General features: G+C 69.5%; 24 protein-coding genes and 1 pseudogene. 17 read left to right on the top strand and 8 right to left on the bottom strand.

Annotated features, from left to right (window positions below):
• Nucleotides 1-13: 13 nt before the first annotated feature.
• The 5 genes from K1T34_RS48785 to K1T34_RS48765 all read left to right on the top strand — a co-directional run bounded on the left by K1T34_RS48785 (nucleotide 14) and on the right by K1T34_RS48765 (nucleotide 6,008).
• Complete coding sequence (locus K1T34_RS48785; RefSeq protein WP_220241575.1) at nucleotides 14-907, top strand: class I fructose-bisphosphate aldolase; 894 nt, start codon at nucleotides 14-16, stop codon at nucleotides 905-907.
• 211 nt (nucleotides 908-1,118) lie between these two features.
• Nucleotides 1,119-3,671, top strand: coding sequence for an HAD-IC family P-type ATPase (locus K1T34_RS48780; RefSeq protein ID WP_220241574.1), 2,553 nt, complete (start codon nucleotides 1,119-1,121; stop codon nucleotides 3,669-3,671).
• Nucleotides 3,672-3,784: 113 nt separating this feature from the next.
• The gene (locus K1T34_RS48775) at nucleotides 3,785-4,216 is read left to right on the top strand and encodes a DUF2267 domain-containing protein (RefSeq protein WP_220241573.1); all 432 of its coding nucleotides are present in this window, start codon (nucleotides 3,785-3,787) and stop codon (nucleotides 4,214-4,216) included.
• A 338-nt stretch (nucleotides 4,217-4,554) separates the two neighbouring features.
• The gene (locus K1T34_RS48770) at nucleotides 4,555-5,016 is read left to right on the top strand and encodes a DUF6292 family protein (RefSeq protein ID WP_255638116.1); all 462 of its coding nucleotides are present in this window, start codon (nucleotides 4,555-4,557) and stop codon (nucleotides 5,014-5,016) included.
• A 5-nt stretch (nucleotides 5,017-5,021) separates the two neighbouring features.
• Nucleotides 5,022-6,008: a nitroreductase gene (locus K1T34_RS48765; RefSeq protein ID WP_220241572.1), complete on the top strand. Its 987-nt coding sequence runs from the start codon at nucleotides 5,022-5,024 to the stop codon at nucleotides 6,006-6,008.
• 11 nt (nucleotides 6,009-6,019) lie between these two features.
• On the opposite strand, the gene K1T34_RS54260 is transcribed toward K1T34_RS48765, so the two are convergent.
• The 7 genes from K1T34_RS54260 to acsA all read right to left on the bottom strand — a co-directional run bounded on the left by K1T34_RS54260 (nucleotide 6,020) and on the right by acsA (nucleotide 12,225).
• Entirely contained in the window at nucleotides 6,020-6,388 is a 369-nt protein-coding gene (locus tag K1T34_RS54260) for a LiaF domain-containing protein (protein ID WP_255638115.1), read from the bottom strand.
• Complete coding sequence (locus K1T34_RS54255) at nucleotides 6,315-6,680, bottom strand: LiaI-LiaF-like domain-containing protein (RefSeq protein ID WP_255638114.1); 366 nt, start codon at nucleotides 6,678-6,680, stop codon at nucleotides 6,315-6,317. Before K1T34_RS54255 ends, K1T34_RS54260 begins: the two co-directional genes overlap by 74 nt.
• Before the next feature lie 273 nt (nucleotides 6,681-6,953).
• Nucleotides 6,954-7,211, bottom strand: a complete 258-nt coding sequence (locus tag K1T34_RS48755; RefSeq protein WP_220241571.1) for an acyl carrier protein — start codon at nucleotides 7,209-7,211, stop codon at nucleotides 6,954-6,956.
• The gene (locus K1T34_RS48750; RefSeq protein ID WP_220241570.1) at nucleotides 7,208-8,506 is read right to left on the bottom strand and encodes a dihydrolipoamide acetyltransferase family protein; all 1,299 of its coding nucleotides are present in this window, start codon (nucleotides 8,504-8,506) and stop codon (nucleotides 7,208-7,210) included. Before K1T34_RS48750 ends, K1T34_RS48755 begins: the two co-directional genes overlap by 4 nt.
• A gap of 1 nt (nucleotide 8,507) precedes the next feature.
• Nucleotides 8,508-9,476, bottom strand: a complete 969-nt coding sequence (locus K1T34_RS48745) for an alpha-ketoacid dehydrogenase subunit beta (protein WP_220241569.1) — start codon at nucleotides 9,474-9,476, stop codon at nucleotides 8,508-8,510.
• A complete protein-coding gene (gene pdhA / locus K1T34_RS48740; protein ID WP_220241568.1) occupies nucleotides 9,473-10,462 on the bottom strand; it encodes a pyruvate dehydrogenase (acetyl-transferring) E1 component subunit alpha in 990 nt (329 codons plus the stop codon). The genes K1T34_RS48745 and pdhA overlap by 4 nt, the downstream gene beginning before the upstream one ends.
• Nucleotides 10,459-12,225 carry an acetate--CoA ligase gene (gene acsA, locus K1T34_RS48735; protein WP_220241567.1) on the bottom strand — a complete coding sequence of 589 codons (1,767 nt, stop codon included), beginning with the start codon at nucleotides 12,223-12,225 and terminating at the stop codon, nucleotides 10,459-10,461. Before acsA ends, pdhA begins: the two co-directional genes overlap by 4 nt.
• Nucleotides 12,226-12,479: 254 nt before the next feature.
• Here acsA and K1T34_RS55005 point away from each other — a divergent pair, with 254 nt between their 5' ends.
• From K1T34_RS55005 to K1T34_RS48685, 11 genes and pseudogenes are all read left to right on the top strand, one after another.
• A complete protein-coding gene (locus K1T34_RS55005) occupies nucleotides 12,480-12,740 on the top strand; it encodes a hypothetical protein (RefSeq protein ID WP_360586723.1) in 261 nt (86 codons plus the stop codon).
• Nucleotides 12,741-13,292: 552 nt separating this feature from the next.
• Nucleotides 13,293-14,132, top strand: coding sequence for a universal stress protein (locus tag K1T34_RS48725; protein WP_255638112.1), 840 nt, complete (start codon nucleotides 13,293-13,295; stop codon nucleotides 14,130-14,132).
• A 35-nt stretch (nucleotides 14,133-14,167) separates the two neighbouring features.
• Nucleotides 14,168-14,251 (top strand): annotated as a pseudogene (locus K1T34_RS55000) (signal transduction protein); the annotation flags it as partial.
• 136 nt (nucleotides 14,252-14,387) lie between these two features.
• Nucleotides 14,388-14,753: a BON domain-containing protein gene (locus K1T34_RS54995; protein ID WP_360586720.1), complete on the top strand. Its 366-nt coding sequence runs from the start codon at nucleotides 14,388-14,390 to the stop codon at nucleotides 14,751-14,753.
• Between the two features lie 3 nt (nucleotides 14,754-14,756).
• Nucleotides 14,757-15,035 carry a DUF1918 domain-containing protein gene (locus tag K1T34_RS48715; RefSeq protein WP_220241565.1) on the top strand — a complete coding sequence of 93 codons (279 nt, stop codon included), beginning with the start codon at nucleotides 14,757-14,759 and terminating at the stop codon, nucleotides 15,033-15,035.
• Complete coding sequence (locus tag K1T34_RS48710) at nucleotides 15,022-15,912, top strand: universal stress protein (RefSeq protein ID WP_220241564.1); 891 nt, start codon at nucleotides 15,022-15,024, stop codon at nucleotides 15,910-15,912. The genes K1T34_RS48715 and K1T34_RS48710 overlap by 14 nt, the downstream gene beginning before the upstream one ends.
• Before the next feature lie 418 nt (nucleotides 15,913-16,330).
• Nucleotides 16,331-16,945 (top strand): HPP family protein, encoded by a 615-nt coding sequence (locus K1T34_RS48705; protein ID WP_220241563.1) that lies wholly within the window; start codon nucleotides 16,331-16,333, stop codon nucleotides 16,943-16,945.
• Nucleotides 16,942-17,844 (top strand): universal stress protein, encoded by a 903-nt coding sequence (locus K1T34_RS48700; RefSeq protein WP_220241562.1) that lies wholly within the window; start codon nucleotides 16,942-16,944, stop codon nucleotides 17,842-17,844. Before K1T34_RS48705 ends, K1T34_RS48700 begins: the two co-directional genes overlap by 4 nt.
• Nucleotides 17,841-20,201 (top strand): phosphoketolase, encoded by a 2,361-nt coding sequence (locus K1T34_RS48695; protein WP_220241561.1) that lies wholly within the window; start codon nucleotides 17,841-17,843, stop codon nucleotides 20,199-20,201. The genes K1T34_RS48700 and K1T34_RS48695 overlap by 4 nt, the downstream gene beginning before the upstream one ends.
• A 218-nt stretch (nucleotides 20,202-20,419) precedes the next feature.
• Entirely contained in the window at nucleotides 20,420-22,120 is a 1,701-nt protein-coding gene (locus K1T34_RS48690; protein ID WP_220241560.1) for a GAF domain-containing protein, read from the top strand.
• Nucleotides 22,121-22,238: 118 nt separating this feature from the next.
• Nucleotides 22,239-22,877, top strand: a complete 639-nt coding sequence (locus K1T34_RS48685; protein WP_220241559.1) for a response regulator transcription factor — start codon at nucleotides 22,239-22,241, stop codon at nucleotides 22,875-22,877.
• A gap of 3 nt (nucleotides 22,878-22,880) precedes the next feature.
• On the opposite strand, the gene K1T34_RS48680 is transcribed toward K1T34_RS48685, so the two are convergent.
• A complete protein-coding gene (locus tag K1T34_RS48680) occupies nucleotides 22,881-23,867 on the bottom strand; it encodes a hypothetical protein (protein ID WP_220241558.1) in 987 nt (328 codons plus the stop codon).
• Between the two features lie 135 nt (nucleotides 23,868-24,002).
• On the opposite strand from K1T34_RS48680, the gene K1T34_RS48675 reads away from it, so the two are divergent.
• A complete protein-coding gene (locus K1T34_RS48675) occupies nucleotides 24,003-25,724 on the top strand; it encodes a GAF domain-containing sensor histidine kinase (protein WP_220241557.1) in 1,722 nt (573 codons plus the stop codon).
• The last annotated feature ends 1 nt before the right edge of the window (nucleotide 25,725 follow it).

Genomic DNA, 25,725 nt, shown 5'->3' with positions numbered 1-25,725 from the left:
AAGGACATCCGTCATGACACCACGTCCACCGCTGGCCGAGCTGGGGCTGAACACCGGCAAGAAAACTCGGCTGCACCGGATCCTGCACGAACACGGCCTGCGCAACGGGACCGCCTTCTTCCTGCCGTATGACCAGGGGCTCGAGCACGGGCCGCGGGACTTCTTCGCCAATCCGCGGGCCGGTGACCCGAAGTACATCCTGAAGCTGGCTGTCGAGGGCGGCTTCAACGGGATCGCCATCCAGATCGGGCTCGCCGAGAAGTTCTACTGGGACTACGCGGGCGAGCTCCCGCTGGTGCTGAAGCTCAACGGGAAGACCGAGATCCCCTCTGATGCCGAGGCGCTGTCGCCGCTGCACGGCAGCGTCGAGGAAGCCGTGCGGCTCGGCGCTGACGCTGTCGGCTACACCCTCTACGTCGGCACGCCCGCACAGGAACACGATTTCGCGCAGCTACGCCAGGTCCGCGTGGACGCCCACCGGCTCGGCATGCCGCTGATCGTGTGGGCCTACCCGCGCGGCGCGGCGATCGAGGCCAAAGGCGGGCGGGATTCCTTCTACGCCGTGGACTACGCCGCGCGGACGGCCACCGAACTCGGTGCCGACGTCGTGAAGGTGAACTTCCCGCACCCGGACAAGAATTCGCACGTGCCACGGGCCTACGACGCCGAGTTCACGAGCCAGCAGGCCATTGACGCCGTCGTGCGCTCGGCCGGGCGGACCCTGCTGCTCGTCTCCGGCGGGTCCAGAGCGGGCGACGACGCGATGCTCGAGAAGGCGCAGCAGGCGATGGAAGCCGGGGCGACCGGCCTGATCTTCGGCCGCAACGTCTGGCAGCGCGAACACGACGAATCGCTGCGGTTTGTCTCCGCGCTGCGCGAAATCCTCGCCAAGTATCCCAGCGTCTGATCCGAAGCAGGCGGTTGGGCGGGAGAAGCCACTGGCTGGTAGGCATCTTCATCGGCGAGGACGGCACGCCCGGACCCGTGCGGCCGCTCGGCCGCAACCGGCTCGCCGGGAGGCCGCGACTCGAAAGCTGAGGAGGCGTGATGCGGACCAGGGTCTTGCGTGAACGGAACCAGCTCGTCGGTGCGACGGCAATCCACCGCGGCGACGCTTGATGGCCGCGCCGAGCACCGGAGCGCTCGACGCACCGCACGCGATCCCGTTGGAGGTGCTGGTCGAGAAGCTTCGGACCGACCCGGCAGCCGGGCTGGACGCTGGTGAGGCTGCTGCCCGGCTGGTCAGTCACGGGCCGAACCAGCTCGAGACGGCGCAGGGACCGGGACTCCTGAGGCGGGTGCTGGCTCAGCTTCGTGACCCGCTGATCTACGTGCTGCTGGCCGCAGGCCTCGTCACACTGGCGTTCGGCGGCTACGTCGACGCCGCTGTCATCGGTGGGGTGGTCCTGCTCAACGCACTGATCGGGTATGTGCAGGAGTCTCGCGCTGTGCACGCGCTCGACGCGCTGGCCCGGTTGGTGCCGGTGGAAGCGACGGTGGTTCGCGGCGGTCGCGGGCAGCGGGTGCCGGCCGAGGAACTCGTGCCCGGCGACATTGTGGAGCTCGCGGGTGGTGACCGGGTCCCGGCCGATGTCCGGTTCGCCGAACTGCACGCGCTGGAAGTCGACGAGTCGGCACTGACGGGCGAGTCGGTACCGGTGTCGAAGACCGTGGCGGTCCTGCCCGATGACACCATCGTCGCCGATCGGACGAATACCGCGTACTCCGGGACGGTCGTCACACGTGGCTCGGCGCGCGCCTTGGTCGTGGCCACCGGCGCGGCGACGCAGCTCGGCGGCATCCAGCGGATGGTCAGCGGTGCCGGCACGGTCGTCACCCCGCTGACCCGCAAGCTCACCGGATTCTCCCGGCAACTGACCATCGGGATTGTGGCCGTGACTGTGGCCGCGTTCACGGTCGGCCTGGTGCGGGGGATGTCGGTGGCCGAGATTTTCACCGCCGCCGTCGCACTTGCCGTGGGCGCGATCCCGGAGGGGCTGCCTGCGGCGGTGACCATCGTGCTGGCCATCGGCGTCGTGCGGATGTCACGGCGCGGTGCGATCGTGCGCCATCTGCCCGCGGTGGAAACCCTCGGGTCGACCACAGTGATCTGCACCGACAAGACCGGAACTCTGACGCGCAACCGCATGACCGTCGTCGCGATCGCAGCGGGCGGACGGGTAGCTCCGCCGCAGGATGCCGGTCTGGATCCCGCGCTGCGGGAGTGCCTGATCGCGGGCGTGCTTTGCAACGACGCTGAACCCGAGGAAGGTGACCCGACGGAACGTGCGTTGCTCGCCGCTGCGGCCGCCGCGGGTTTGGACGTGTCGGCGCTGCGCGCGACCGCACCGCGGACCGATGTGGTGCCGTTCGAGCCGGAGCGGCGGCTGATGACCACAGTGCACGGCGATCGGGGGTACGTGAAAGGCGCGGTGGAGGAGGTGCTCGCCCTGTGTCGCGAAGGACTGGATACTGACGGAGCCGACCGAGTCGTGCGCACACACCACGAGTTGGCCGCGCGTGGGCTGCGAGTGCTGGCGTTCGCTTGGTTCAGCTCGGCGGCGAGCCCACGACCGGCTTTTCTCGGCCTGCAGGCGATGCAGGATCCCCCGCGCCCGGAGGCAGGGGAGGCCGTGGCGGCGTGTCACGAGGCCGGTATCGACGTAAAGATGATCACCGGCGACCACCCCGGAACGGCACGTGCGATCGCATCCTCCGTCGGGCTGGGTGCGGAGCCAGTGGTGATGACCGGCGCCGAGCTGGATCGGGTCGCCGGGGACCGCTTCGACTCCGAGGTGGCGCGCACGCAGGTGTTCGCCCGGGTGTCACCGGGTCAGAAGTTGCGCCTGGTGCAAGCGTTGCAGCGCCGCGGCGAGATCGTGGCCATGACCGGCGACGGCGTGAACGACGCACCCGCGCTGCGCCGCGCGGACATCGGCGTCGCGATGGGCCGGACCGGCACGGACGCCGCCCGCCAGGCTGCCGACATGGTGCTGACCGATGACGACTTCGCCTCGATCGCCGCCGCTGTGCGGGAAGGACGAGGCGTCTTCGACAACCTGCGCAAGTTCATCGCCTGGACGTTGCCCGCGAACATCGGCGAGGGCGTGGTCGTCCTCACCGCGGTCCTGCTGGGTGTGGCCCTGCCGATCGTGCCGGTGCAGATCCTGTGGATCAACATGACCACGGCGGTGTTCCTCGGGCTCACCTTGGCGTTCGAGCCGCAAGAGCCGAACTTGATGCGCCGCCCGCCGCTCTCGCCGCGGCAACCGTTGTTCACTGCTGCCCTGCTGCGGCGGGTCGTCCTGCTCTCGATCCTGCTGGTGGCCGCCGCGTTCTGGGCCTACCGCGGTGAACTCGCTGCCGGCGCAGCGATCGCGGAGGCGCGTACCAGCGCGATGAACGTGTTCGTCGGGGTGCAGATCGCCTACCTGATCAGCTGCCGTTCGCTGAACCGGCTCGTCGTGCTCGCGTGGCCCCGACACAGCGGAATACTGGCCCTCGGCATCGGAGCCACCGCGGCGCTCCAGCTGGTGCTCACCTACGTGCCGGTGATGAATACGCTGTTCCACACCGCGCCGGTCGGAGCCGGGACGTGGTTTCGGGTCCTGGTCGCTGGGGCGGTCACCTTCGTGGCGGTCGAGGCCGACAAGGTCGTCTGGCGCGGTTGAGCGAATCCACCCTTGACGGTCAATGCGGCGGTCGACCGGGACCGGTCCTTCGGGCCCTTCCCGGGTCAAGGGGCCGATGCGAACCTTGAGATCCTCGTCCGCAGGAGGCCACGATGTCCGACCCCTTTGCACACGCGGAAAGCACCGCGCACGACTGGCTGGCCGTGGTCCGTGACCACCTCGGCGCGAAAGACGACCGGGACGCGTACCGGATGCTCCGTGCCTGGCTGCACACGGTGCGCGATCGGCTGACTGTCGAGGGCGCCGCGAGGTTCGCGGCCCAGCTGCCAGAGCTGCTGCGCGGCTTGTTCTACGAGGGCTGGCATCCGGCCTTCGTACCGACCCGGTACGCCGTCCCCGGTTTTGTGGCCCGGTTCGCTGGGTCCGCCGACTCCACGCGCGCCGAGGTACCGGCGGCGGCCGCGGCGGTGACGGCGGCGGTCGGGAGCCTTTGCCGCCTCGACGGCGTTCTGGAACTGCTGCCCGCGTCGGTGGTCGAGCTGCTCGGCGGTGGGCCCGGGGCAAGAAGGCCCCTCGCGAGATGACCGACGCCGCGGAACAAGCTCGACATTCTCACGGTCCGTGCTGCCGCTGTTGCTGCTGTGCGGGCTTTTCGTGGCACGGACAAGACGGGCTGGTGCCTGTCGCGGCTCTCGTGCCGCCCGGACGGCGGTGCTCGCGCCTGCCGATGCCGGCCGCCGCAATGCTGCGCCGCAGGACGCGCTGAGGCCGTTCGTCACCCGGACGGGGGCCGTACGGCCACATCGGCGCACCGGTCGGCCGAGGTGTGCTGGGGACGAGACGGGTAGGCGAAGGAGAAACGAATGGCTGCACTTGGCCGAGTGCATCGGAGCGAAGTGGCGACGGAAGGCGGAGGGGCACCGTGACCCACCCGCTCGGAGATGATTCGGATCGGGAATACGCGTTCCTGTGCGGTCTGTCGGGCTACGTCGCCGCCGTGAGTGCCGCGATGGGCGTGGGCGAGGAGTCGTGTACCACCGACGTGAATCCGCCCTTCTCGGCGTACATCGCGCTGGAGACGCGCCTGCCCCAACACCCCGATCGGGACGTCGCGCTGTTGTGGGACGAGCATCACGGCTGGGCGGTGGCGATCGAGACACACTCGGGCGAAGATCTCTTCATCGTCGCCTACGCCGGCGTGCAGCTTGTACCGGAGCCTGCGCGCCTGTCGCGGTTCCTCGCGGAGCTCAGTGGCGGCGATGTGCCGGTCCTCACCACAGCACCCGAACTGGGAGGTCCGGAGGAACGCTTGCTCACCTGCCTGCAGCGTTATCGCCGCGACCTGTGGACCGCGGGTGCAGGTCGGCTCAGCCGGAAGGGGTGAGTGCCGTGGAGACTGGTGTCTGGACGAGCGCCGAGACCGAGCACCTCGCCCGGGCCGTGCTCGGCGCACCGTCGGTGCACAACCTCCAGCCGTGGCTGCTGGACCTCGCACCGGGACGGGCGTGGCTGCGTGAACGGGGCGACCTCGTTCTGCCGCACCACGACCCGGACGGTCGGGATCGCGCCGCGTCGTGCGGTGCAGCCGTCGTGAACCTCGAGCTCGCGGTCCGAACGCTGGGCCGGGCAGCTGACGTCGTCCTGCTGCCGAACGAGCACCGCCCCGAGATTGTTGCCCGGGTGGATGCCCACCGGTCGTCGGCGCCCACGCACGAAGAGGTCCGGCTGCACCGCGCGATCGCCCACCGAACGAGCCATCGGAGGCCGTTCGGCCTGCAACCGGTGCGCGACAGCGCGGCCCGGCGGGTTGTCTCGGCCGCCAGGACGTTGGGCGTCGATGCCCGGCTCGTCACCCGTGAGCCCGACATCGCGGCCGTCGCAAAGCTGCTGCACGTCGCCGCGGAGAAGTTTCAAGCAGACAGCGGGTACCAGCGTGAGCTGTCGTTGTGGACGATCCGGGACGAGGCGACGCACCGCCACGGCGTCGGCATTCCCGCGGGTCGCATCCCGGCCGGTGCGGTGCCGTGGGCGGGACTGGTCCGCCGGGCGACCGAGGTCCCGCACTGGACCGAGATCGAAGAGCGGCTGGCGGCCGGCGTCCTGGTCGTTCTCGTGACGCCCGGCGATACCCGCCTGGACCACTTGCGGGCCGGATACGCCTTGGAACTCGCGTGGCTCACGGCAGTCGACCTCGGCCTGGTGGGCGCCGTGCTGACTCAGCCCCTGCACCTCGAAACGGTGCGCGCGAAACTCGGTGAAGAGCTCTCGTTGACAGGCGTACCGCAGGTGCTCGTGCGGATCGGACACAGCTCGGAATCGGAACCGCCGCGGGTGCGGCGGTCGACCGAAGAGCTCGTGCAGCACGTCGAGGACTGACGGCCCGGCTGTCAGCTCGGGTCGTGCGCGACCTTGACCCCGCCGAGCACGGCTGTGGCGTTGACCTTCAGGACGGGTGCGTTGTCCGGCAGAGCTGTGTCGTCGGAAGTTTTGTCCTCGTAGCCGCCGAGGATCGGCAGCCCGCCGACCTGGACGCGCCAGTCTTCGGGCACCAGCACGTCGACGCCGCCGAAGAGCGCGAACGCGTCGACCGTCGCCCGGTCGTCGATGTGGGCGTGACGCAGGTCAAGGGTGGATCCGCCCAGGACCGCCGCGACGTCAGCATGGGTGAAGTGCCCGGACCGGTCAACGGTCTTCGCCCCGCCCAGCAGCGCCAGCGATACGGTGCGCGGCTGGGAGCGGGACCGGCTTGGCCGCAAGCCCGGCGAGTGCCACGGCGCCTGCGAGGAGCAGCAGCGACGGCCAGAACAACGTCTTTTGCGTCCACTGCAGCTGCCCCGCGAGCAGCACCAGCCCGACGACGGTCAGCAGGCCCGGACCGAACGAGACCCGTCGCTGCGACCACATCGCTGCGAGACCCAATCCGATGATCGCCAGCGGCCACCACCGCCCGGCAGTGACGCTCCATTCCGCGACGCCGACGGTGTCCAGGATTCCCAGCACGCCCAGGGCCACCAAAACGAGCCCGAACCACATGCGGACCAGTTTCATGATGACCTCCTTGTGCCGGTGGGGTTACCAGCTTTCGCCGGATGCAGGGGCGCGACGAGGGCTGGACCGCCTTCGTCGGCGGGGCGAATGGCCGCGCGTGATCTTCTCGACGCGCACCGCATCGCGGTGGCGTCACGACCGAGACTCGAAGCACAGAAGTCCCCGGCCGTCGAAGGCGGCAACTGTGTGGCCAGGTCGTCGACCACGCACACCACCGCGGGCAGCTCGCGCCGACGACGAGTGAGCACAGCTCTCCCAGGGGCTTGACCGCCGTCAGCGATGTGCTTCGCCGAGGAAGTCGGCGGCTGAGTCCAGGGTGGCCAGGTGGTCGTAGTCGTCCTCCTCGATGCGGCGTCCGAGCTGTTCCGACAGCCGTTCCACGAAGGTCAGGAAGTCCATCGAATCGAGTTCGAGGGCTTCGCGGAGGTTTTCCGACGGTGACAGTTGCTCGAGTTCGGCTTCGCTGGCGAAGCCGGCCAGCGCGGCGTGGAGCGCGCTTTTCGCTTCGGCACGGGTGAGTGGCGGGGTCATAGTTCCTCCGGTTGCTGCAGCAGGGCGGCGATGCGACTCAGGAAGCGCGCACCGGTCGCGCCGTCGCTGGCGCGGTGGTCGGCCGACAGCGTCGCGGTGACAAGAGGGCGGACGCCGAGCAGGCCGTCGACTGCCCACGGGCGCGAGGTGATCGTGCCGAACCCCACGAGGGCGACCTGCGGCGGGTAGATGACGCCGTGAACCGACTCGACGCCGTTGTCGCCGAGATTGGTCACGGTGATGGTGCCTGCCGTGAGGTCCGTGGAGCGCAAGGCCCCCGTCCTCGCCCGGGTCACAGCGGCACGCAGTTCGGCCATCAGCTCCGATGCGGAGCGATCCGCCGCGTCGAGAATCACGGGCGTGAGGAGTCCACCTCCGCGCAGGGCGACTGCCGTCCCGAGGTGCACGGAGTCCGCCGGGTGGAAGCTGTTGTCGACCCAGTGTCCATTGAGCTGAGGTGCGCGCCGGGCGGCCAGCGCGGTCGCCTTGAGCAGGAGCGCCGCGGGCAGGATCCGCTCGGGTATCGGAACGTGCAAGTTGTGCTCGCGCAGCCACTCCACCGCGGTGTGCAGGTCGATCGTGGTGGACAGGTAGTAGTGCGGGATCTCGCGCTTGGCCCGCGCCATCAGGGCGCCGATCGCCCGGCGCATGGCTTCCGCGTCCTGGCCGTGGCGCGCCGGCGCTCGTTCCGCCCGGCGCTGGGCCGCTGCTCGTACATCGCGAGCGTGGATCGCCCGGCCCGCCTGCGCCGGGAGGAGGGAGGACACGGCCACTCCCAGTTTGACCGCCAGCTTCCTGGCGTAGGGGGAAATGCGGACGCGGCCTGCCGGCAGCGGGGTCCGTGCGGCGATGGCCCGTGCGACGTCGGCGTGAGTCACTCGTCCGTCGCGGCCCGAGCCGTGCACGGTCGCGAGGTCGACTCCGGACTGTGCGGCGAACTTGCGGGTCGGCGGTGTCGCGAGCGCCACTTCGGCTGGAGGACCTGGCTCTACGTGCGGAACGGTCTCAGGAGCAGGTTCACGCTCGTCCTGCGTAGTTGGTCCGACTTCAGTCATGCCGGGACCCGCGGCGAGTACAGCCAGCGGTGTCCCCACCGGAACGCGCGTGCCCACAGGCACGAGAACCTCGCTCACGGTGCCGCTGGTGAAGCACTCGACCTCGATCGCGGCTTTGTCGGTGTCCACTACAGCAACGATGTCACCCTTGCGCACGGTGTCCCCGGCTTTCACCAGCCATTCCAGGATGGTGCCCTCGGTCATGTCCGCGCCGAGCGCGGGCATCAGGAATTCAGCCACCTCAGCCCACCGCCCGCCGGGCTGCTGCCACGACGTCCGCCGGCTGCGGCAGGGCGGCGTACTCGAGTTGCTGCGCGTAGGGAATCGGCACCTCGGCGGTGCACACGCGTTCGATCGGGGCGTCGAGCTCGTAGAGCGCCTTTTCCGCGGCCCGTGCTGCGATCTCGGCGGACAGGCTGCCGCTGCGCCAGCCTTCGTCGACGACGACCAGCCGGTGCGTGCGGGCGATCGAGTCGAGGATCGTGGGCTCGTCGAGAGGTCGCAGCGTACGCAGGTCGAGGACTTCGGCGTCGACGCCCGAATCGGCGAGTTCGCCGGCGGCGTCGAGTGCGGTGCGCAGTGTGCCGCCGTAGGCGATCAAGGTGACGTCGGTGCCGGGACGCCGGATCACCGCGTGGTCGATGTCCACCGCGCCTGCGTCCGGCGCCAGCTCACCGGACACGTTGTACAGCGTGCCGTGTTCGAACAGCAGGACCGGGTCCGGATCCTGCACCGCGGTCCACAGCATCCCACGGGCGTCCTCCATCGTCGCGGGGGCGACGATCCGCAGGCCCGGGATGTGGGCGTACCAGCCTTCGAGGCTGTGGGAATGCTGCGCCGCGAGTTGCCGGCCGGCACCGGTTGTCATCCGGATCACCAGCGGCACGTTGAGCTGACCGCCGGACATGTGCAGCAGCGTCGCGGCGTTGTTGAGGATCTGGTCCAGCGCCAGCAGGCTGAAGTTGACCGTCATGATCTCGACGATTGGCCGCATCCCGCCGAGTGCGGCGCCGATCCCGGCGCCGACGAACGCGGACTCCGACAGCGGGGTGTCGCGGACGCGCTCGGGCCCGAACTCTTCCAGCAGGCCGAGGCTGACCGCGAAGCACCCGCCGTAGCGGCCGACGTCCTCGCCCATGAGGAACGTGCGCTCGTCGTGTTCGAGGGCGTCGCGCAGGCCGGCCCGCAACGCTTCGCGATAGGTGGTCATGGCTGCTCCGAGTAGACGAACCGCGTGAGGTCCTCGACCGGCTCGAGCGGGCCGGCCTCGGCCGCTTCGATCGCGGCGGCGATCTCCCGGTCCACGTCGGCCTCGATCGCCGTCGCCCGGCGGCCGGTCAGTTCGCCGTCCTCGGTCATCCGGTGCATGAGGCGGGGGATGGGGTCGGCTTCCTTCCAGTGCTCGATTTCCGATTTGTCGCGGTACCGGTCCGGGTCGTACATCGAGTGCGCGCGGAAGCGGTAGGTGCGCAGCTCGAGGAACTGCGGGCAGGGTTCGGTGCGGATCTTCTCGACGGCCTGATCGGCGGCTTCGGCGACGGCGAGCACGTCCATGCCGTCAACTGCGCGAGCCTGCATGCCGTAGGAGGCGGCGCGGGCGGCGAGATCGACCTCCGCCTGGGCCCGGTCCAGCCGCGTGCCCATCGCGTACAGGTTGTTCTCGCAGCAGAACAGCACCGGCAATCGCCAGAGCGCGGCGAGGTTGAGGCATTCGTGGAACTCGCCTTCGGCCACGGCGCCGTCGCCGAACAGGCAGACGGTGACCTGGGGTCGGCCGCGCATCGCGTCGGCGAGCGCCAGGCCCACGGCGACCGGCAGTCCACCGCCGACGATCGCGTTGCCGCCGTAGAATCGCCGGGACGCGTCGAACAGGTGCATCGAGCCGCCTCGGCCGCGGCTGCACCCGGTGGTGCGCCCGTACATCTCGGCGAGCACCGAGTCCATCGGCAGTCCGCGTGCGAGCGCGTGCCCGTGTTCGCGGTAGGTCGACACCACGGCGTCGTCGGGACCGACGGCCTGCAGAATTCCGGCCGCCACCGCTTCCTCGCCGATGTAGAGGTGCATGAAGCCGCGGATCCGCGCCGTGCTGTACAGCTCGACGCAACGTTCTTCGAACCGCCGGATCCGGATCATCTGGCGCAGCAGTTCCGTGCGGTGTTTCGCGCGAGCGCTCTGCGCGGCCTGTCGTCTGCTCATCCCGGGACCTCCAAGGTGGACACGTCGCCCTCGGGGAGTCCCAGCTCCCTGGCTTTGAGCAGGCGGCGCATCACTTTGCCGCTTCGGGTGTGCGGTAGCCACTGGTCGAACACGAGCTCCTTGGGTGCGACCGCGCCGAGCGCGTGTCGCCCGAAAGTCAGCAGTTCCCATCGGAGCGCGTCGGTGGGTTCGTAGCCGGGGCGCAGCGTCACGAACGCCTTGACGAGTTCGCCGGCCACCGGATCCGGTTTGCCGATCACCCCGGCCTCGGCGACTGCTGGGTGCGCCAGCAGCGCGTTCTCGACTTCGAACGGGCCTACGAGGTGGCCCGCGGATTTGATGACGTCGTCCGCGCGGCCGACGAACCAGTAATAGCCGTCTTGGTCCCGCCGGGCGATGTCGCCGGTGAGGTACCAGCCGTCGGCGAATGCGCGCGCGTAGCGCTCGGAGTCGTGCCAGTAGGCCCGGAACATCGACGGCCAGCCGGGTCGCAGGGCGAGCTCGCCTTCCATCCCCGGCGCGGTGATCTCCCGAACCCGGCCACCGGTGACGAGGGCGCGTCCGTCCGGTCCTCGTTCGAGCAGACCGGCCGTGACGCCGGGGAGGGGCCGCCCCATGGAGCCTGGCCGGATCTCCGCCGCGGCGAGGTTGGCGATCATGATCGCGCCTGTCTCGGTCTGCCACCAGTTGTCGTGTACCGGCAGGCCCAGTGCCTCCTGGCCCCACACCACGACCTCCGGGTTCAACGGCTCGCCGACACTGGCGACGAACCGTAGTGCAGCCAGATCGAAACCTCCGGGCTTTCGCGCGTCGCGCATCAGCATCCGCAGCGCGGTCGGAGCGGTGTACCAGACGGTGACGCGCTGCGCGGCGAGGATTCGGTACCAGCGAAAGGCGTCGAATTCTCCTTCGTCGCTGATCAGCGTGGCGCCGTGCGTCAGCGGAGCGATGACACCGTAGGACATCCCGGTCACCCAGCCGGGATCGGCGGTGCACCAGAACACGTCGTCCGGCCGCAGGTCAAGGGCGTAGCGGGCGGTGACGTGGTGCGCGAGCACGGATTCGTGGACGTGGAGGGCACCTTTCGGCGTGCCGGTCGTGCCGCTCGTGAAGTGCAGCAGCGCGGGGTCTTCCGGTTTCGTGGGTACGGTGTCGAACTCGGAATCCGCTGCGGACAAAGCAGGACCGAGCGCGATCGTCCCGGGTTCGGCGTCGCCGCCGACGAGGAGTACGTGGCTGAGTGACGGCAAGGAGTTCCGGATTCCGCGTACCTTCCGCCGGTACAGCGCAGGCGTGGTGACCAGTACGGAACCTTCGCCGAGGCGCAGCCTCTCGCGGATCGGTTCGGGACCGAACGCGGAGAACAGCGGCGACACCACGCATCCGGCCTTCAGCGTGCCCAGGGCCGCTACGTACAGTTCGGGTACGCGGCCGAGGAGGGTGAACACCCGGTCGCCGCGGCGCACCCCGAGTTCGCGCAGCAGGTTCGCGAACCGGTTGGTTCGCTTGCGGAGTTCGCTGTAGCTGAGATCGTGCGCACGGTCGTGGCGGTCGATCCAGCGGATCGCCGTCTGCCCTCGCCTCGGTTCGGCGGCGTGGCGGTCGACCGCCACGCAGGCGATGTTGAGGCTGTTCCCGCTCGGCAGACCGGATAGCTCCCGACGCGCTTCGTCCCAGCGGAACTCGCGGCGCGCCCGTGCGTAGTCGCGCAGGTTGGCCGCAGCCTGGACCTGTTCGGGCTTTCCGATCCGTGCCCAGGTCACGGCCGGCCCCGACCATGGCGCGGCGGCGTCTCGGTGGTGTATGTGGGCTCCGCGGTGCTGAACCCCATCAGTTTCTCCTCGTGTCCGGGTGCTCAGACTCTCTCCGCGCGCCGGTCGCCGTGAGAGGCGTTGGTCCCCGCACGGGGGACTTTCGGACGCCGTGTGGCTGGTGCCGGGACGCTGTGGGCTTTCGTCCCTAGCAGGTTCGCCGCGCGGCGCGACCTTGGTTTCGCGTTGCTCAGTGCGGCAGAGCGATGGGTGGTCAGGGTTCACGCTTCCGCACGACGTGGCCTGATGACCCTCGTATGGCCCGTCGGGTGGTTGCCGCGCACGTTCTACGAGACGGAGCTCGCACGGCTGCAGATCGAGCTGGTGGACCTGCCGGAGGCAAAGGGAGCACGCTCAAACGCTTCTCCGAGCACCTCAACCCCCGTGCGGTGAAGATCGAGGCGTTGCCGAAGCGCACCGAGCGCGGGCGCGCGGGTGGTACTTCTAGCGGTACGTGGAACTGCTGACCGCCGCGGGGAAGGTCCTGCTGTTCGACCGCAGCTAGTACAACCTGCGCCGGCGCGGAGGACATGTTGGCGTTCTGCAACCCCGAGGAGTACCCGCAGGTTCCTGCAGGCGTACCCGATCTTCGAGCGATTGTTGGTCGGCGCCGACAACCTGCTGCGGAAGTACCGGTTCCAGGTTTCGAAGTCGGACGACTGCTCTCGCCGGTGAAGAACGGCACGGCCGTGCACACCGGTATTCCCGAGGCGCCGTGGTACGTCGATAGCGCCCAGCAGCGGCGCGGGCGGATCAACATGATCGCGACCTGCTCGCGCGTGCCCCTACCCCGCTCTCCTGCGGGAGGCCTGACGCTGCCGCCCAGGACACGGGACAGTGGTTACACCCCGCACCGACCGGCGCCTGCAGCGTGAGGTGCCTGTCTACTCGGCCACGGTGCTGAAGGGTTCCGCGCTTTCGTCCCACGGGGAAGGGACTTCGGCCCCTGACTGGTCTGGTCGCCACTGGGAGACCGTGGGATCACCGCCGGAACCGCAGGCGGGGAACGGAGGCAGGACGTGATCGGAAGGGTAGCCCGCCCACCAGTGGTGGCGGGAGTCGACGAATCGGAGGTGGCGCTGGCCGCCGTCCGGTGGGCGGCGGAGGAAGCCGCGCGTCGCGGTTGCGCGCTGCAGCTGTTTCACGCCGGGCTGTTCGAGACGGCGGACCTCACCGCACGGCAACGGTCGCCGGAAGTCCCCCTGCTACTCGAGCGGGCCCACCGCTGGATGCGGCGGGCCGCGCAGGTCGCGGAAGAGACGGCGCCGGGCGTTAGGACGGAGTACTTGGTGCGCCTCGGCCTCGCCGCCGACCTGCTGATCGAGCACTCGGCGGAAGCCTCGCTCGTCGTCGTCGGCTCGCACGGCGTTGGCGGGTTGCGCGGCGTCGCCATCGGTTCGGTCGCGCTCCGGGTGGCCGCCGGCGCTCACTGTCCGGTGGTAGTGGTGCGCGGGCGGGTGAATCCGGACGGCCCGGTGGTCGCCGGCGTCAACGAGGACGACTGCGCGCTCCAGTTCGCCTTCGAGGCCGCTCTGAGCCGGGGCGTGCCGGTGATCGCCGCGCACGCGTGGCACGAGGGCCTTCTGGATGAACAGGAGATCGTCGAAGCGGAGTCGCAGACCGAAGAAGAGGAGCTTCGCCGGCTGGTCGGCACCTTGGCGCGAAAGTACCCCGAGGTGCAGGTGCGGAGCCGATTGGTCCGCGACCGCTCTGCCGCGCGGGCACTCATGGGGTTCGACGATGCACAGCTGATCGTCATCGGCACTCGTGGCCGGGGCCCCGTATCCGGCGGGCTCTTCGGCTCTACCGGCAACCGGCTGCTCGCGCAAGCGGCGTGTCCAGTCGCGGTCGTCCACTGAGTCGGAGGAGGGACCTCGTGCGCGCACGGGACATCATGAGCCGCCCTGTGGTGCGGGTCGGGCCCACTACTCCGGGGCGGGAAGCGATCGCGTTGCTGACCGGGCACGGCATCGCCGCGCTGCACGTGGTCGATGACAATAATCGCGTCCTCGGTCTTTTCACGGAGTCGGATGCCCTGATCGGGGTGTTGACGGGCGAGCCCGGTCGGGCCGGGTCTGCGCGTGGAGTCGGTGATTACCAAGCCGGTCGAGGTCGTGGGCCTCGACATCGAGGTCAGCGACATCGCCGTCGGGATGCTCGTCGCCCGGCTCCGCAGTGTCCCGGTAGTGGACGGCGGGGGGCTCGTGGGCATTGTGAGCCGGTGCGACCTGCTCCGCCGGCTCGTGAGCCACGACGACGCCATCGCATCGAAGGTACGCAGCCTGTTCAGCGACTACACCGGACACCGAGACCTTTGGTCGGTGTCCGTCACGGGCGGGCTGGTGACTGTCTCCGGGACTTTCGCCGACGAAGCCGAATGGCGACTCGTCATCGCGCTCGCGAAGACAGTCGACGGAGTGACGGGGGTGGAACTGTCGGGACCGGCGGCGGTCGCCGGCGCAGATCTCGAGGAGGAGTGACTGATGCACGCACAACCGGGCGACTGGCTCATCGTGAAGGGGGTTCGGGTAGACCTACCCGAACAGCGGGGCCGGATCCTCGCTGTCGGCGGGCCGGACGGGACACCGCCCTTCACCGTCCGCTGGCTCGCCGACGACCACGTGTCGACGGTATTTCCCGGACCGGACGGCGTCGTCCTGACCGAAGCCGAGATCACCGAGCGCGACGAACAGGACCGGCTCCGGTTCGAGCGCCTGCGCGCCCTGCGGCGGGCGGGAGGTGCACGCAATGTCCGGGCGTGACGAACGCGTGGTGCTGGCCGGGATCGATGGCTCCGATTCGGCGCTGCACGCCGCAGAGTGGGCCGCGGCGGTGGCCGCGCGCCGGGGCGCCGTGCTGCGCCTGGTGCAGGCCTACATCGTTCCTCCACCAGGGGTGTCGGGGATGGCAGTTCGCGCCGTCAGGGCCGGGTTCCGGGCCCAGGCCGAGTCCTGCCTCGCCGAGGCCGAAGGCGCCGTGCTCGCACGCTGGCCTTCGCTGAAGATCCAGCAGACCGCCGTCGAGGGCAGCGCGGTGGGCATCTTGCTGCGGGAGTGCGCGAGTGCCGAACTGGTGGCGTTGGGTTCCCGCGGTCTCGGCGGGTTCACCGGGCTGCTCCTCGGCTCTACAGCGGTCTCGCTCGCCGCCCACGCGCCTTGCCCCGTCGTCGTGGTTCGTGGCCGGAAGCCGGACGACCCGCCGCCGGCGGGTGGTCCCGTTCTGGTGGGGCTCGACGGCTCTTCCGACAGCACCGATGCGCTCGGCTATGCCTGCGAAGAAGCCGCCGCACGGGAAACCACTCTCGTGGCGATCCACACCTGGAGCGAGATCACTCCGGACGGGTCGCTGCGGAAACGGGACTTCGACCCGGAGGCCGATGCCGCCGCCGAGCGCCGGCTGGTGAACGAGCAGTTGGCTCCGTGGCGCGAGAAGTTCCCTGATCTGCCGGTTGAGATGGTGGTCGTGCGCGGCAGGCCGGTCCGGACGCTGCTGGAACGCGGCGCCGAGGCCCAGCTGATCGTCGTCGGAAGCCGCGGGCGCGGCGGATTCACCGGGATGCTGCTCGGCTCCACGAGTAAGGCACTGCTGGTGCACTCCGCGTGCCCGGTCGCGGTGGTCCGGCCGGGAAGCAGGAAATGATCGCGAAGCTTCCGTCCCTCGCGAGTGACGCGCGCTTGCGCGTGCCCTTCGACAGCATCTTCCGCGATACCCCGCATTGCGGTTGCCGTGTCACGACCTCGTGCTGAGGCAAGTCGGAACGTGGTGGCGGCTCGGTCGCAGTGACGGCGCGGGGTGCCGGGTCGAAGCGCCGCCTGCGGGCGGGAACTCCGAGAAACTGCGGTGGATTGTCCGCGCGAGCAGCCGCGACTCGGAGCTCGTTCGTTGGCCGTCCGGGTGCTGCCCGTGTGTGCCAAGAGAGCGTCGGCAAAACGGCCTGGGGTGGGTGCTCGGTCACCGAGCTGAGGACGTTGGTCCTTCGCGCCGGTGACTCCGGACCGGAGTGCCGGATGCCGGGTGTTGCCTATTTTCGGTGTAGCACAACGAAAGGGAGAACCCGATGCGTGCACGAGACCTGATGTCCGCGCCGGTGGTGACGGTCCATCCATGGGCGCCGGCAAAAGAGGCCGCGGAGGTGCTGTCCGAGCACGGATTCACCGCACTGCCGGTGGTCGACGACGACGAACGTCTCATCGGCATCGTCACCGAAGCCGACCTGATCCGCGGCCGGATCCCGGCCGACACCCGGTCGGCGCATCTGCGTCCCGAACCTTCTGCGCCGGTCGACACGACCGTGGAGCAGGTGATGAGCACGCCGGTCACCGCGATGTCTTCCGGCACCGACGTGGCCGATCTCTGCCAGGCCCTGGTCGACGCGAAGATCCGGGCGATGCCGATCGTCGACGGCAGCCGCGTGGTGGGCATCGTCACCCGGGGAGACGTGGTCCGGGTGCTGGCGCGCGAGGACGCCGCGATCGCGGTGGACGTGCGTCACTGGCTCGAAATCTACGGCGGGACGGGCCGCTGGAAGGTCGAGGTCCACGACGGGCTCGTGCGCATTGTCGACCGCTACGACGACACAACCGACCGTCACGTTGCCACCCTGCTCGCGCTCGCGGTGCCCGGCGTAGTCGGCGCCGAAACAGTTTCGTCCGGAGAGGACCCTTGGTCATGACAACACGCAACAGCACCACCGTGGTCGTGGGCGTCGACGGTTCCCCCGGCGCCGACGAGGCGGTCCACTGGGCCGCGCGGCTCGTGTCAGGTCGGGCCCTCGAGCTGGAAATCGTGCACTGCCTGCAGGTGGCGGCTCTCTACTACGGCGGTGCGTCGGCCGGCAGCGACGTGTTGTTCGACCAGCTCCGGCAAGAAGGTGACCGGATCGTCGCGAAGGCCCGGGAACAGGCGCTCTTCGTCGACGCGGCTCTCACCGTGCGCACAGAGGTGCTCACCGACGCCGCGCCCGCCAGTTTGATCGAGCGGTCGCGGCGCGTGCGGATGATCGTGGTCGGCCGGAGTGGGACCGGCGGGTTCGCCGGCATGCTCGTCGGTGCCACGGCCGCGACCGTCGCGAGCCACGCCTACTGCCCGGTGGCGGTGGTCCGCGGGCGGCACGGCGAGGGTCCGGTGCCTCTGGACGGCCCCGTCGTGGTCGGGGTTGACGGCACCCCGAACAGCGAAGCCGCCATCGGGGTCGCGTTCGAAGAAGCCGACTTCCGCAGTGTTCCGCTCGTGGCGGTGCACGCGTGGAACGACGTCACGTACGACTCGGCCGACAGCACCGCCCGGCTGATGCCGCAGCCGGAATCCCTGGAGCCGACCGAGGAACGCCTCCTGGCGCAGCGGCTCGCCGGCTGGCAGGAGAAGTACCCCGAGGTCGAGGTCCGCCGGACGCTCGTGCAGGACCGGCCGCGGCACGCCCTGCTTGCCGAGTCCGACCGGTCCCAGCTGGTGGTCGTCGGCAGCCGCGGGCGCGGCGGGTTCGCCGGGATGCTCCTCGGTTCGACGAGCCAGGCGCTGCTGCACCACGCGTCGTGTCCGGTGCTCGTGGTGCGGCCGGAGCCGAAGCGGTGACGGCTCTCGACACCACCGCCGCGACGCTGTCGCCGGTCGAGCTGGCTCAGGTCGACTCCCAATGGCGGGCGGCCAACTACCTGACTGTGGGGCAGATCTACCTCATGGCCAACCCGTTGCTGAAGGAACCGCTTGTGGCCGGGCAGGTCAAACCGCGCCTGCTCGGCCACTGGGGGACCTCGCCCGGGCTGAACTTCGTCTACGCGCACCTCAACCGCGCGATCCTGACTCACGACCTGGACGCGATGTTCGTCACCGGTCCCGGCCACGGCGGGCCCGCACTGCGGGCGCACACGTGGCTCGAGGGCACGTACTCCGAGCTGTGGCCCGAGGTTTCCCGCGACGAGGAGGGATTGCATCAGCTCTTCCGGCAGTTCTCCTTCCCCGGCGGCGTGCCGAGCCACGTCTCCCCGCACGTCCCGGGCTCGATCCACGAAGGGGGTGAGCTGGGGTATTCCCTCGCTCACGCGTTCGGCGCCGCGTTCGACAACCCGGGCCTGCTCGTCGCCTGCGTCGTCGGTGATGGTGAAGCCGAGACGGGACCGCTGGCCACCAGCTGGCAGGCGAGCCGGTTCCTCGACTCGCGCCGCGACGGCGCCGTGCTGCCGATTCTGCACCTCAACGGCTACAAAATCGCCAACCCCACGGTGCTGTCGCGGATCCCGCCGTCCGAACTGGATTCGCTGCTGCGCGGGGCCGGTTGGGCACCGGTGTACGTGGAGGGCGACCAGCCGGCGGCGATGCACCAGGCGATGGCGGCCGCGCTCGACGCCGTAGTCGCCGATCTGGCAGTGCAGCAGCGGAGTCGGAGCAGGCGGCCCTGGCCGATGATCGTGTTGCGGTCTCCGAAGGGTTGGACTGGGCCGGCCACTGTGGACGGTAAGCAGGTGGAGGGAACCTGGCGCGCGCACCAGGTTCCGCTCGCGCGGGTGCGAGAGGACCCCGAGCACCTGCACGCGCTGGAGGTGTGGTTGCGGTCCTACCGGCCCGACGAGCTGTTCGACGCACGCGGCCGGCCCACCGCTGCGGTCACCGCGTTGGTTCCCCGCGGGCACCGGCGAATGGGCGCGAACCCGCACGCTAATGGCGGCGTCCTGCTGCAACCGCTGGCTCTTCCCGAGGTCGCTGAGCACGCGATGCCCGTGAGCGAACCGGGAGCGACGTCCGCGGAGCCGACGCGGGTGCTGGGACGGTTCCTGCGCGAGGTGTTCCGGCGCAACGCAGAACAGGCGAACTTCCGGCTGTTCGGGCCGGACGAGACGGCGTCCAATCGCCTCGATGCCGTGTACGACGTCACTGCCAAGGCCTGGCAGCTGACCGTCGTCGGGACCGACGAGCATCTCGCGCCGGAGGGCCGTGTGCTGGAGGTGCTTTCAGAGCACCTGTGCCAGGGCTGGCTGGAGGGCTACCTGCTCAGCGGCCGCCACGGCCTGTTCTCCTGTTATGAGGCGTTCGCGCACATCGTGGACTCTATGGTCAACCAGCATGTCAAGTGGCTGCGCACACACCGCGATATCCCGTGGCGGCGGCCGGTGGCATCGCTGAACTACCTGCTCACCTCCCACGTGTGGCGGCAGGACCACAACGGCTTCTCCCATCAGGATCCCGGATTCGTCGACCACGTGGCGAACAAGAGCCCGGAGGTCGTGCGCGCGTACTTCCCGCCGGACACCAACACCTTGCTCGAGGTCGCCGCGCACTGCCTGCGCAGCCGGGACTACGTGAACGTGATCGTGGCGGGCAAGAACGAGACGCCCGACTGGCTCGACGCGCAGGAGGCCGCGCTGCACTGCGCCCGAGGCGTCGGCATCTGGGAGTGGGCGAGCACCCACCTCGACCGTGAGCCCGACGTCGTCCTCGCCTGCGCCGGCGATGCCCCCACACTGGAGGTTCTCGCCGCCGCCTCGATCCTGCGCGCAGAACTCCCGGACCTGGCGGTGCGCGTAGTGAACGTCGTCGACCTCATGCGGCTGCAACCGGCCGCCGAACACCCCCACGGCCTGGGCGACCGCGAGTTCGACGCACTGTTCACCCCCGACCGTCCAGTGATCTTCGCTTACCACGGCTACCCGTGGCTCATTCACCGGCTCGCCTACCGCCGGACCAACCACGCCGAATTCCACGTCCGCGGCTACACCGAACACGGCACCACGACTACACCGTTCGACATGTTGGTGCTCAACTACATGGACCGCTTCCAGCTGGTGATCGACGTGATCGACCGCGTGCCGGGTCTCGTCGCGACGGCTGGCGTGCTGCGGCAGAGGATGACCCAGGCGCAGGACCGACACCGGCGGTGGATCAACGAGCACGGCGAGGATTTGCCTGAGGTGTTGGAATGGAAGTGGGTGGGCTGATCGGGCGCAGTCTCGCATTGTGTCGGCGGTCCTGTGTCCTGCGCCCGCCGTGACGGACCTTCCCGACCATGAACGTCTGGCACTTTTACTCGTTGATCGCGCAGTTTTGAGATCTACGGTCGGGATGCGCTGGGTTGACGTCGTTGCCTGAAGGTGCCGACACTTGGGCGCTGCGCGGTTTCATCCAAACGCGGGCTTTCGAGACAGCGGGAGCCGGGGTGAGCGAACACGACGAAGCCGACCCTGGCCGGTTGACGTTCCCCGACCAGCCTCGGCTTGAGCTGGACCAGCTGCTGGCCCAGCTGATCGAACGCGCCCAAGAAGTCATCGGCACTCAGGGCCGCCTGAGAGGCCTTCTGCGGGCGACCCAGATGATCACCAGCGACCTCGCTCTCCCGGCGTTGCTGCGGCGGATCGTCGACGCCGCGCACGAGCTGATCGGCGCGCGATACGCGGCACTCGGGGTGATCGGTGCGGACGGGCGGCTCGAGGAGTTCGTGCACGTCGGCATGGACGCGGACGCCCTCACCCGGATTGGGCACCTGCCCGAGGGCAAGGGCCTGCTCGGCGCACTCATCGACGACCCGCGGCCGATCCGGTGGACTCGGCTCCAGGACGACCCACGTTCGATCGGGTTCCCCCCGGGGCACCCGCCGATGGAGAGCTTCCTCGGGGTGCCGATCCGCGTGCGGGAAAGCGTTTTCGGGAACCTGTATTTTGCTGACGGGGAGCGGGGCCGGTTCAGCCCGCAGGACGAGCAGCTCGCGCTCGCACTGGCTGCCGCGGCGGGCAGTGCCATCGACAATGCGCGGTTGTACGAGACCGCGCGGAGCCAGCAGGCCTGGCTTCGCGCATCGGGCGCCATCGCGCGTGAGCTCCTGTCGTTCGATCCGGGAAGTCCTCTGGATCTGGTCGCGAACCACACACGGGAACTGGCCGTCGCGGATCTGGTCACGATCGTCCGTCCGAGCGGCGACCCCCGCTGGCTGCGGGTTGATCGCGCGGTGGGACTCCAGTCGGAGGCCTTGCTCGGCATGCTCGTCCCCGCTGAGGCCACGATGTCCGGGACGGTGATGGCGACCGGAAAACCGAGGGCGGGCTCATGGCCGCAGGAACGAGCACGATTGAGCCGCGCACCGGTGATCGAGCTGGATATCGACGCCGTGTTCGCTGTGCCGCTGACCAGCAATGGCCGGGTGACGGGGGTCCTGACTGCCGCGCGCCGCGCCGGTCGGCCGGCGTTCACCGACGAGGATCTGGAGATGGCCGCGGGGTTCGCGGACCAGGCCGCGGTGGCGATCGAACTGGCGGAGGCGCGGGCCGAGCAGCAGCGCAACGCGTTGCATGACGAGCGCGACCGGATTGCCGCCGAGTTGCACGATGAGATCGTGCAACGGCTGTACGCGGCGAGCCTGTCCTTGCAGACCACGCGGGCTTTGGCGAAGGCGCCTGTCGTTGCCGAGCGCCTGCGCGACACGATCGCCGACCTGGACGACGTCATCAACCACGTCCAGGCGACCGTCTTCCGGCTCGACGACGTGTCGCCTGTCCGGCAGGTGCTGCTGCGCAACGAAGTGCTGCGCGTGGTGGCGGAAGCTGAATCGTCACTGGGGCTCGTTCCGGCCACCCGGTTCGCCGGAAAGCTGGACACCTATCCCGTCGACGCTGTGGTCCCGTTCCTCGGGGAGGCGTTGCGGCTGGTCGCCGCTCACGCCGCGGCCACGGCGGTGAGCGTGGAGATCACCGCGGATGCGCGCCGGCTCACCGCCGTTGTGGGGTGTGACGGGCCGGGCGACATCACGCAGGTGGCGGCGCCGGAGCTGGCTGCTCTGGACCAGCGAGCGCGGGAACGTGGCGGCATGCTGAACCTCGAACGCGGAACGGGGCAGACCCGGCTGAGCTGGTCGGTACCGCGCTGAAAGGGACCAAAGGTGGGCCGGCGGGGACTTCGGTCATCGCCGTCGAGCGGCAATCCGGCCATAGGCTTTCCGAATACCGCACGGCTCATACCGCTGTGCCCGAGTACGAGGAGTTCCGATGCTGCGGGTGTTCCTGGTCGACGACCACGAAGTGGTTCGGCGAGGGGTTGCCGAACTGCTCGAGGACGACGACGAGCTGACCGTTGTCGGACAGGCCATCAGCGTGTCGCAGGCGTTGGCTCGCATCCCGGCGCTGCGGCCGGACGTCGCGGTGCTGGACGTGCGGTTGCCGGACGGCAGCGGCATCGAGCTGGCGCGCGAGCTGCTGTCGAAACTGGTGGGGCTGAAGTGTCTGATGCTCACGTCCTACACCGACGAGCAGGCGATGCTCGACGCCGTGCTCGCCGGTGCCAGCGGCTACGTCATCAAGGACATCAAGGGCCTCGACCTGGTGTCCGCGGTGCGTGAGGTGGGGGCCGGCAAGTCCTTGCTCGACGCCCACGCGGCGGCGGCGCTGATGGCGAAGCTGCGCGACACTGCGGAAAAGAAAGGCCCGTTGGCGCAGCTTTCCGAGCAGGAACGGAGCTTGCTGGAACTGATCGGCGAGGGGCTGACCAACCGGCAGATCGCCGAGCGTATGTTCCTGGCGGAGAAGACTGTGAAGAACTACGTCTCGCGGCTGCTGACGAAACTCGGGATGGAGCGGCGTACCCAGGCCGCGGTGCTCGCGACGGAGTTGCGGGGTAAGAGAGGGTAGTCATCAGGCCGACAGCGACGGCCGTTCAAGGAGCATGTCCGCGAGGGCCCGTCGCGGCGTCCACGCCACCGGCTCGCCGTAGCCGAACCGCAGCACGATCTGCGGCCATAGCCCGTCACCAAGCAAGTGCCGCAGCCGGATCCGGGTGGCGCGGACCTCGACCGGCTGGGAGATGAACGAGGCGTCGAGCCCGTGCATGGTCGCCGTCAGCAGCACCCGCTGCATCGCCTGGCCCGCGCGCACGCGGTCGGCCGGCGAATCACCGAAGGACCCGAGCACCACCACGAGTGGGGGAAAGGGTGTAGCGGCCGATGCGGCGCGATCCCCGAAGTCGCGCAGTACCCAGGTGTCGTCGGCCGCCGCGGTGCCGCCGGCGGTGAAGGGCACGCCGTCGCGGCTGGAGGGCGCTCGACCAGTCCACCGTCGCCACTCGGCGAGGAACGCCGGGTCGGCCGACTGCACGTGGTGGCTTTCGCGGACGAGGTCGTTGAGGCCGGCGAGCTGGTCTTCGTCGAGGCGCGGGAGCCACGCCGATTCCGTTTCGGCGGCGTGCCGGAGGAGCCCGACCAGGTCCGAAGGAACCGGTTTCGCCGCGAACGGCGCACGGTTGGTGTGCCGTCGAGGGATCGCCCGGGCCAGCGCAGCAGACCGGGAGTCGATCGACGCCGCGCTTCGCGGCCGGATTACGGCGAGCAGGTCGGGGTCGCCGCGTCGGGGGAACAGCGTCGTGTCCGGGTGGACGCCGCGCGCACGGATCGCGGTGCGCAAGTTGAACAGCGCCGCGCCGCACGAGAGCAGGAGTTCACGCCGGTCTCCGTCGGCGACCGGGAGTGCGCGGTCGGGATCCGCGTAAAGCTCGATTGCGTCGCGGTCGCTGGTGAACAACCAGGGCTGGGTGTTGTGCGTTGACGGCGCCAGCGTGGCGGCGCGCAGCACCGAGGTCACCTGCTCGGTGCTGAGCTGCCCGGCCGGAGCCACGTGAAGAGTCATCGGTCTCCAGAGCCGCGGGAAGCGGCACACTGTGTGGTGTGTGTTCGTCGAAGTCCAGCCTGTGCGCGACGCAGGCGGGACCACAGAGGAAAAAGTCATTTCCTCCGCATTGTCGTCGATGGCGAGGAGGGCGCGATGTCGGCCAAGACGTCCGCAGGCGGCGACCGGAGGTTGTCCGAGACCCTGTCGCAGCTGAAGTTGCGGGAAACCCTGCGCGACCTACAGGACCGCATCGAGGTGCTGATCGGTACGCGGGACAAGATGGACGGCCTGCTCGACGCGGTCCTCGCGGTCGCATCGGGACTTGAGCTCGACACCACTTTGCGCCGGATCGTGCAGGCCGCAGTCGATCTGGGTGAGGCGCGCTACGGCGCGCTGGGCGTGGTTGGAGACGGCACCGGCCTCGCGGAGTTCGTCTACCTCGGCATCGACGCGGAGACGCGCGAGCGAATTGGGCACCTGCCTGAGGGACACGGCTTGTTGGGCCTGGTGATCGACGATGCGAAGCCGCTTCGGCTGGAGGAGATTTCGGGGCACCCTGCGTCGGTCGGTTTCCCCGTGAACCATCCGCCGATGCACTCGTTCCTGGGGGTTCCCGTCCGCGTGCGCGACGAGGTGTTCGGCAACCTGTACCTCACTGAGAAGCAGGGGGCGGAGGCGTTCACAGACGACGACGAGGCGATCGTCCAGGCCTTGGCCGCGGCGGCTGGAATCGCGATCGAGAACGCGCACCTGTACGAGCAGACGCGGATCCGCCAGCGGTGGCTCGGCGCGACCAGCGAGGTCACCACAGAGCTGCTGGGGGGAACCGATCCGGTCGACGCGCTGGACCTGATCGCGAGCAGGGCCCTTGAATTGACGTCGTCCGACGTGACGATGCTCGCGTTGCCCGGGGGCGGCCGACTCGACACCGACGATGACGCAGAGCCCGATGACCTCACGGTCACGGTGTGTGTAGGTGACCCCGCGGATCCGCTGACCGGCCTGCGTATCGACGTCGCCGGCACCGTGCCCGGTGCGGTGTTTCGGGACCGCACTCCTCGGCGCTTCTCCGAACTCCGGCTCGCGCCCGATCGCCAGTACGGTCCTGCGCTCGTGGTTCCGCTGCGCGCGGCGGACCGGACCTCCGGAGTGCTGATCGCGATGCGGGAACCCGGTGCGCCGGAGTTCGAGACGGCGCAGCTGCGGGTGGTGGCGTCGTTCGCCGACCAAGCCGCGCTGGCGCTGCAGCTGGCGGCGCAGCAGCGGGCGGCCCGGGAGCTTGATGTCCTGTCCGACCGCGACCGCATCGCGCGGGACCTGCACGATCACGTGATTCAGCGGTTGTTCGCTGTCGGGCTGACGATGCAGAGCACGCGGCGGCGGGCGAAGGACCCGGACCTTCAGCACCGGCTCCAGGAGAGCATCGACCAGATGCACGAGATCGTGCACGAGATCCGGACCGCGATCTTCGACCTGCACGGCGGGGAGGCAGGGGAGATCCGGCTGCGCCATCGGCTGCACGACGCCATCGCCGAACTCACCGACGACGCACCCCTGCACCCGACGGTGAGCATGTCGGGCACGCTCGACACCGTGCCGCCACAGCTGGCCGACCACGTCGAGGCGGTGGTGCGCGAGGCCGTGAGCAACGCCGTGCGCCATTCCGCCGCCACGACGCTCACCGTCGCAGTGGCGGTAAGGGAGGGAAAGGTCACGATTTCGGTGGTGGACGACGGAACCGGGCTGCCGGCGGAAGTCTCCGTCAGCGGCTTGGGCAATCTCCGGGAGCGCGCCGAGTCAGTGGGCGGCACGTTCGCCCTCGACTCCCGGCCCGGGTGCGGGGTGCGGCTCGACTGGGCCGCTCCGTTGCGTTGAG

This window comes from Amycolatopsis sp. DSM 110486 (genome assembly GCF_019468465.1).
Classification (GTDB): domain Bacteria; phylum Actinomycetota; class Actinomycetes; order Mycobacteriales; family Pseudonocardiaceae; genus Amycolatopsis.
The sequence above is the reverse complement of the archived record's forward strand: the minus strand, read 5'-3'. Positions and strand labels throughout refer to the sequence as shown.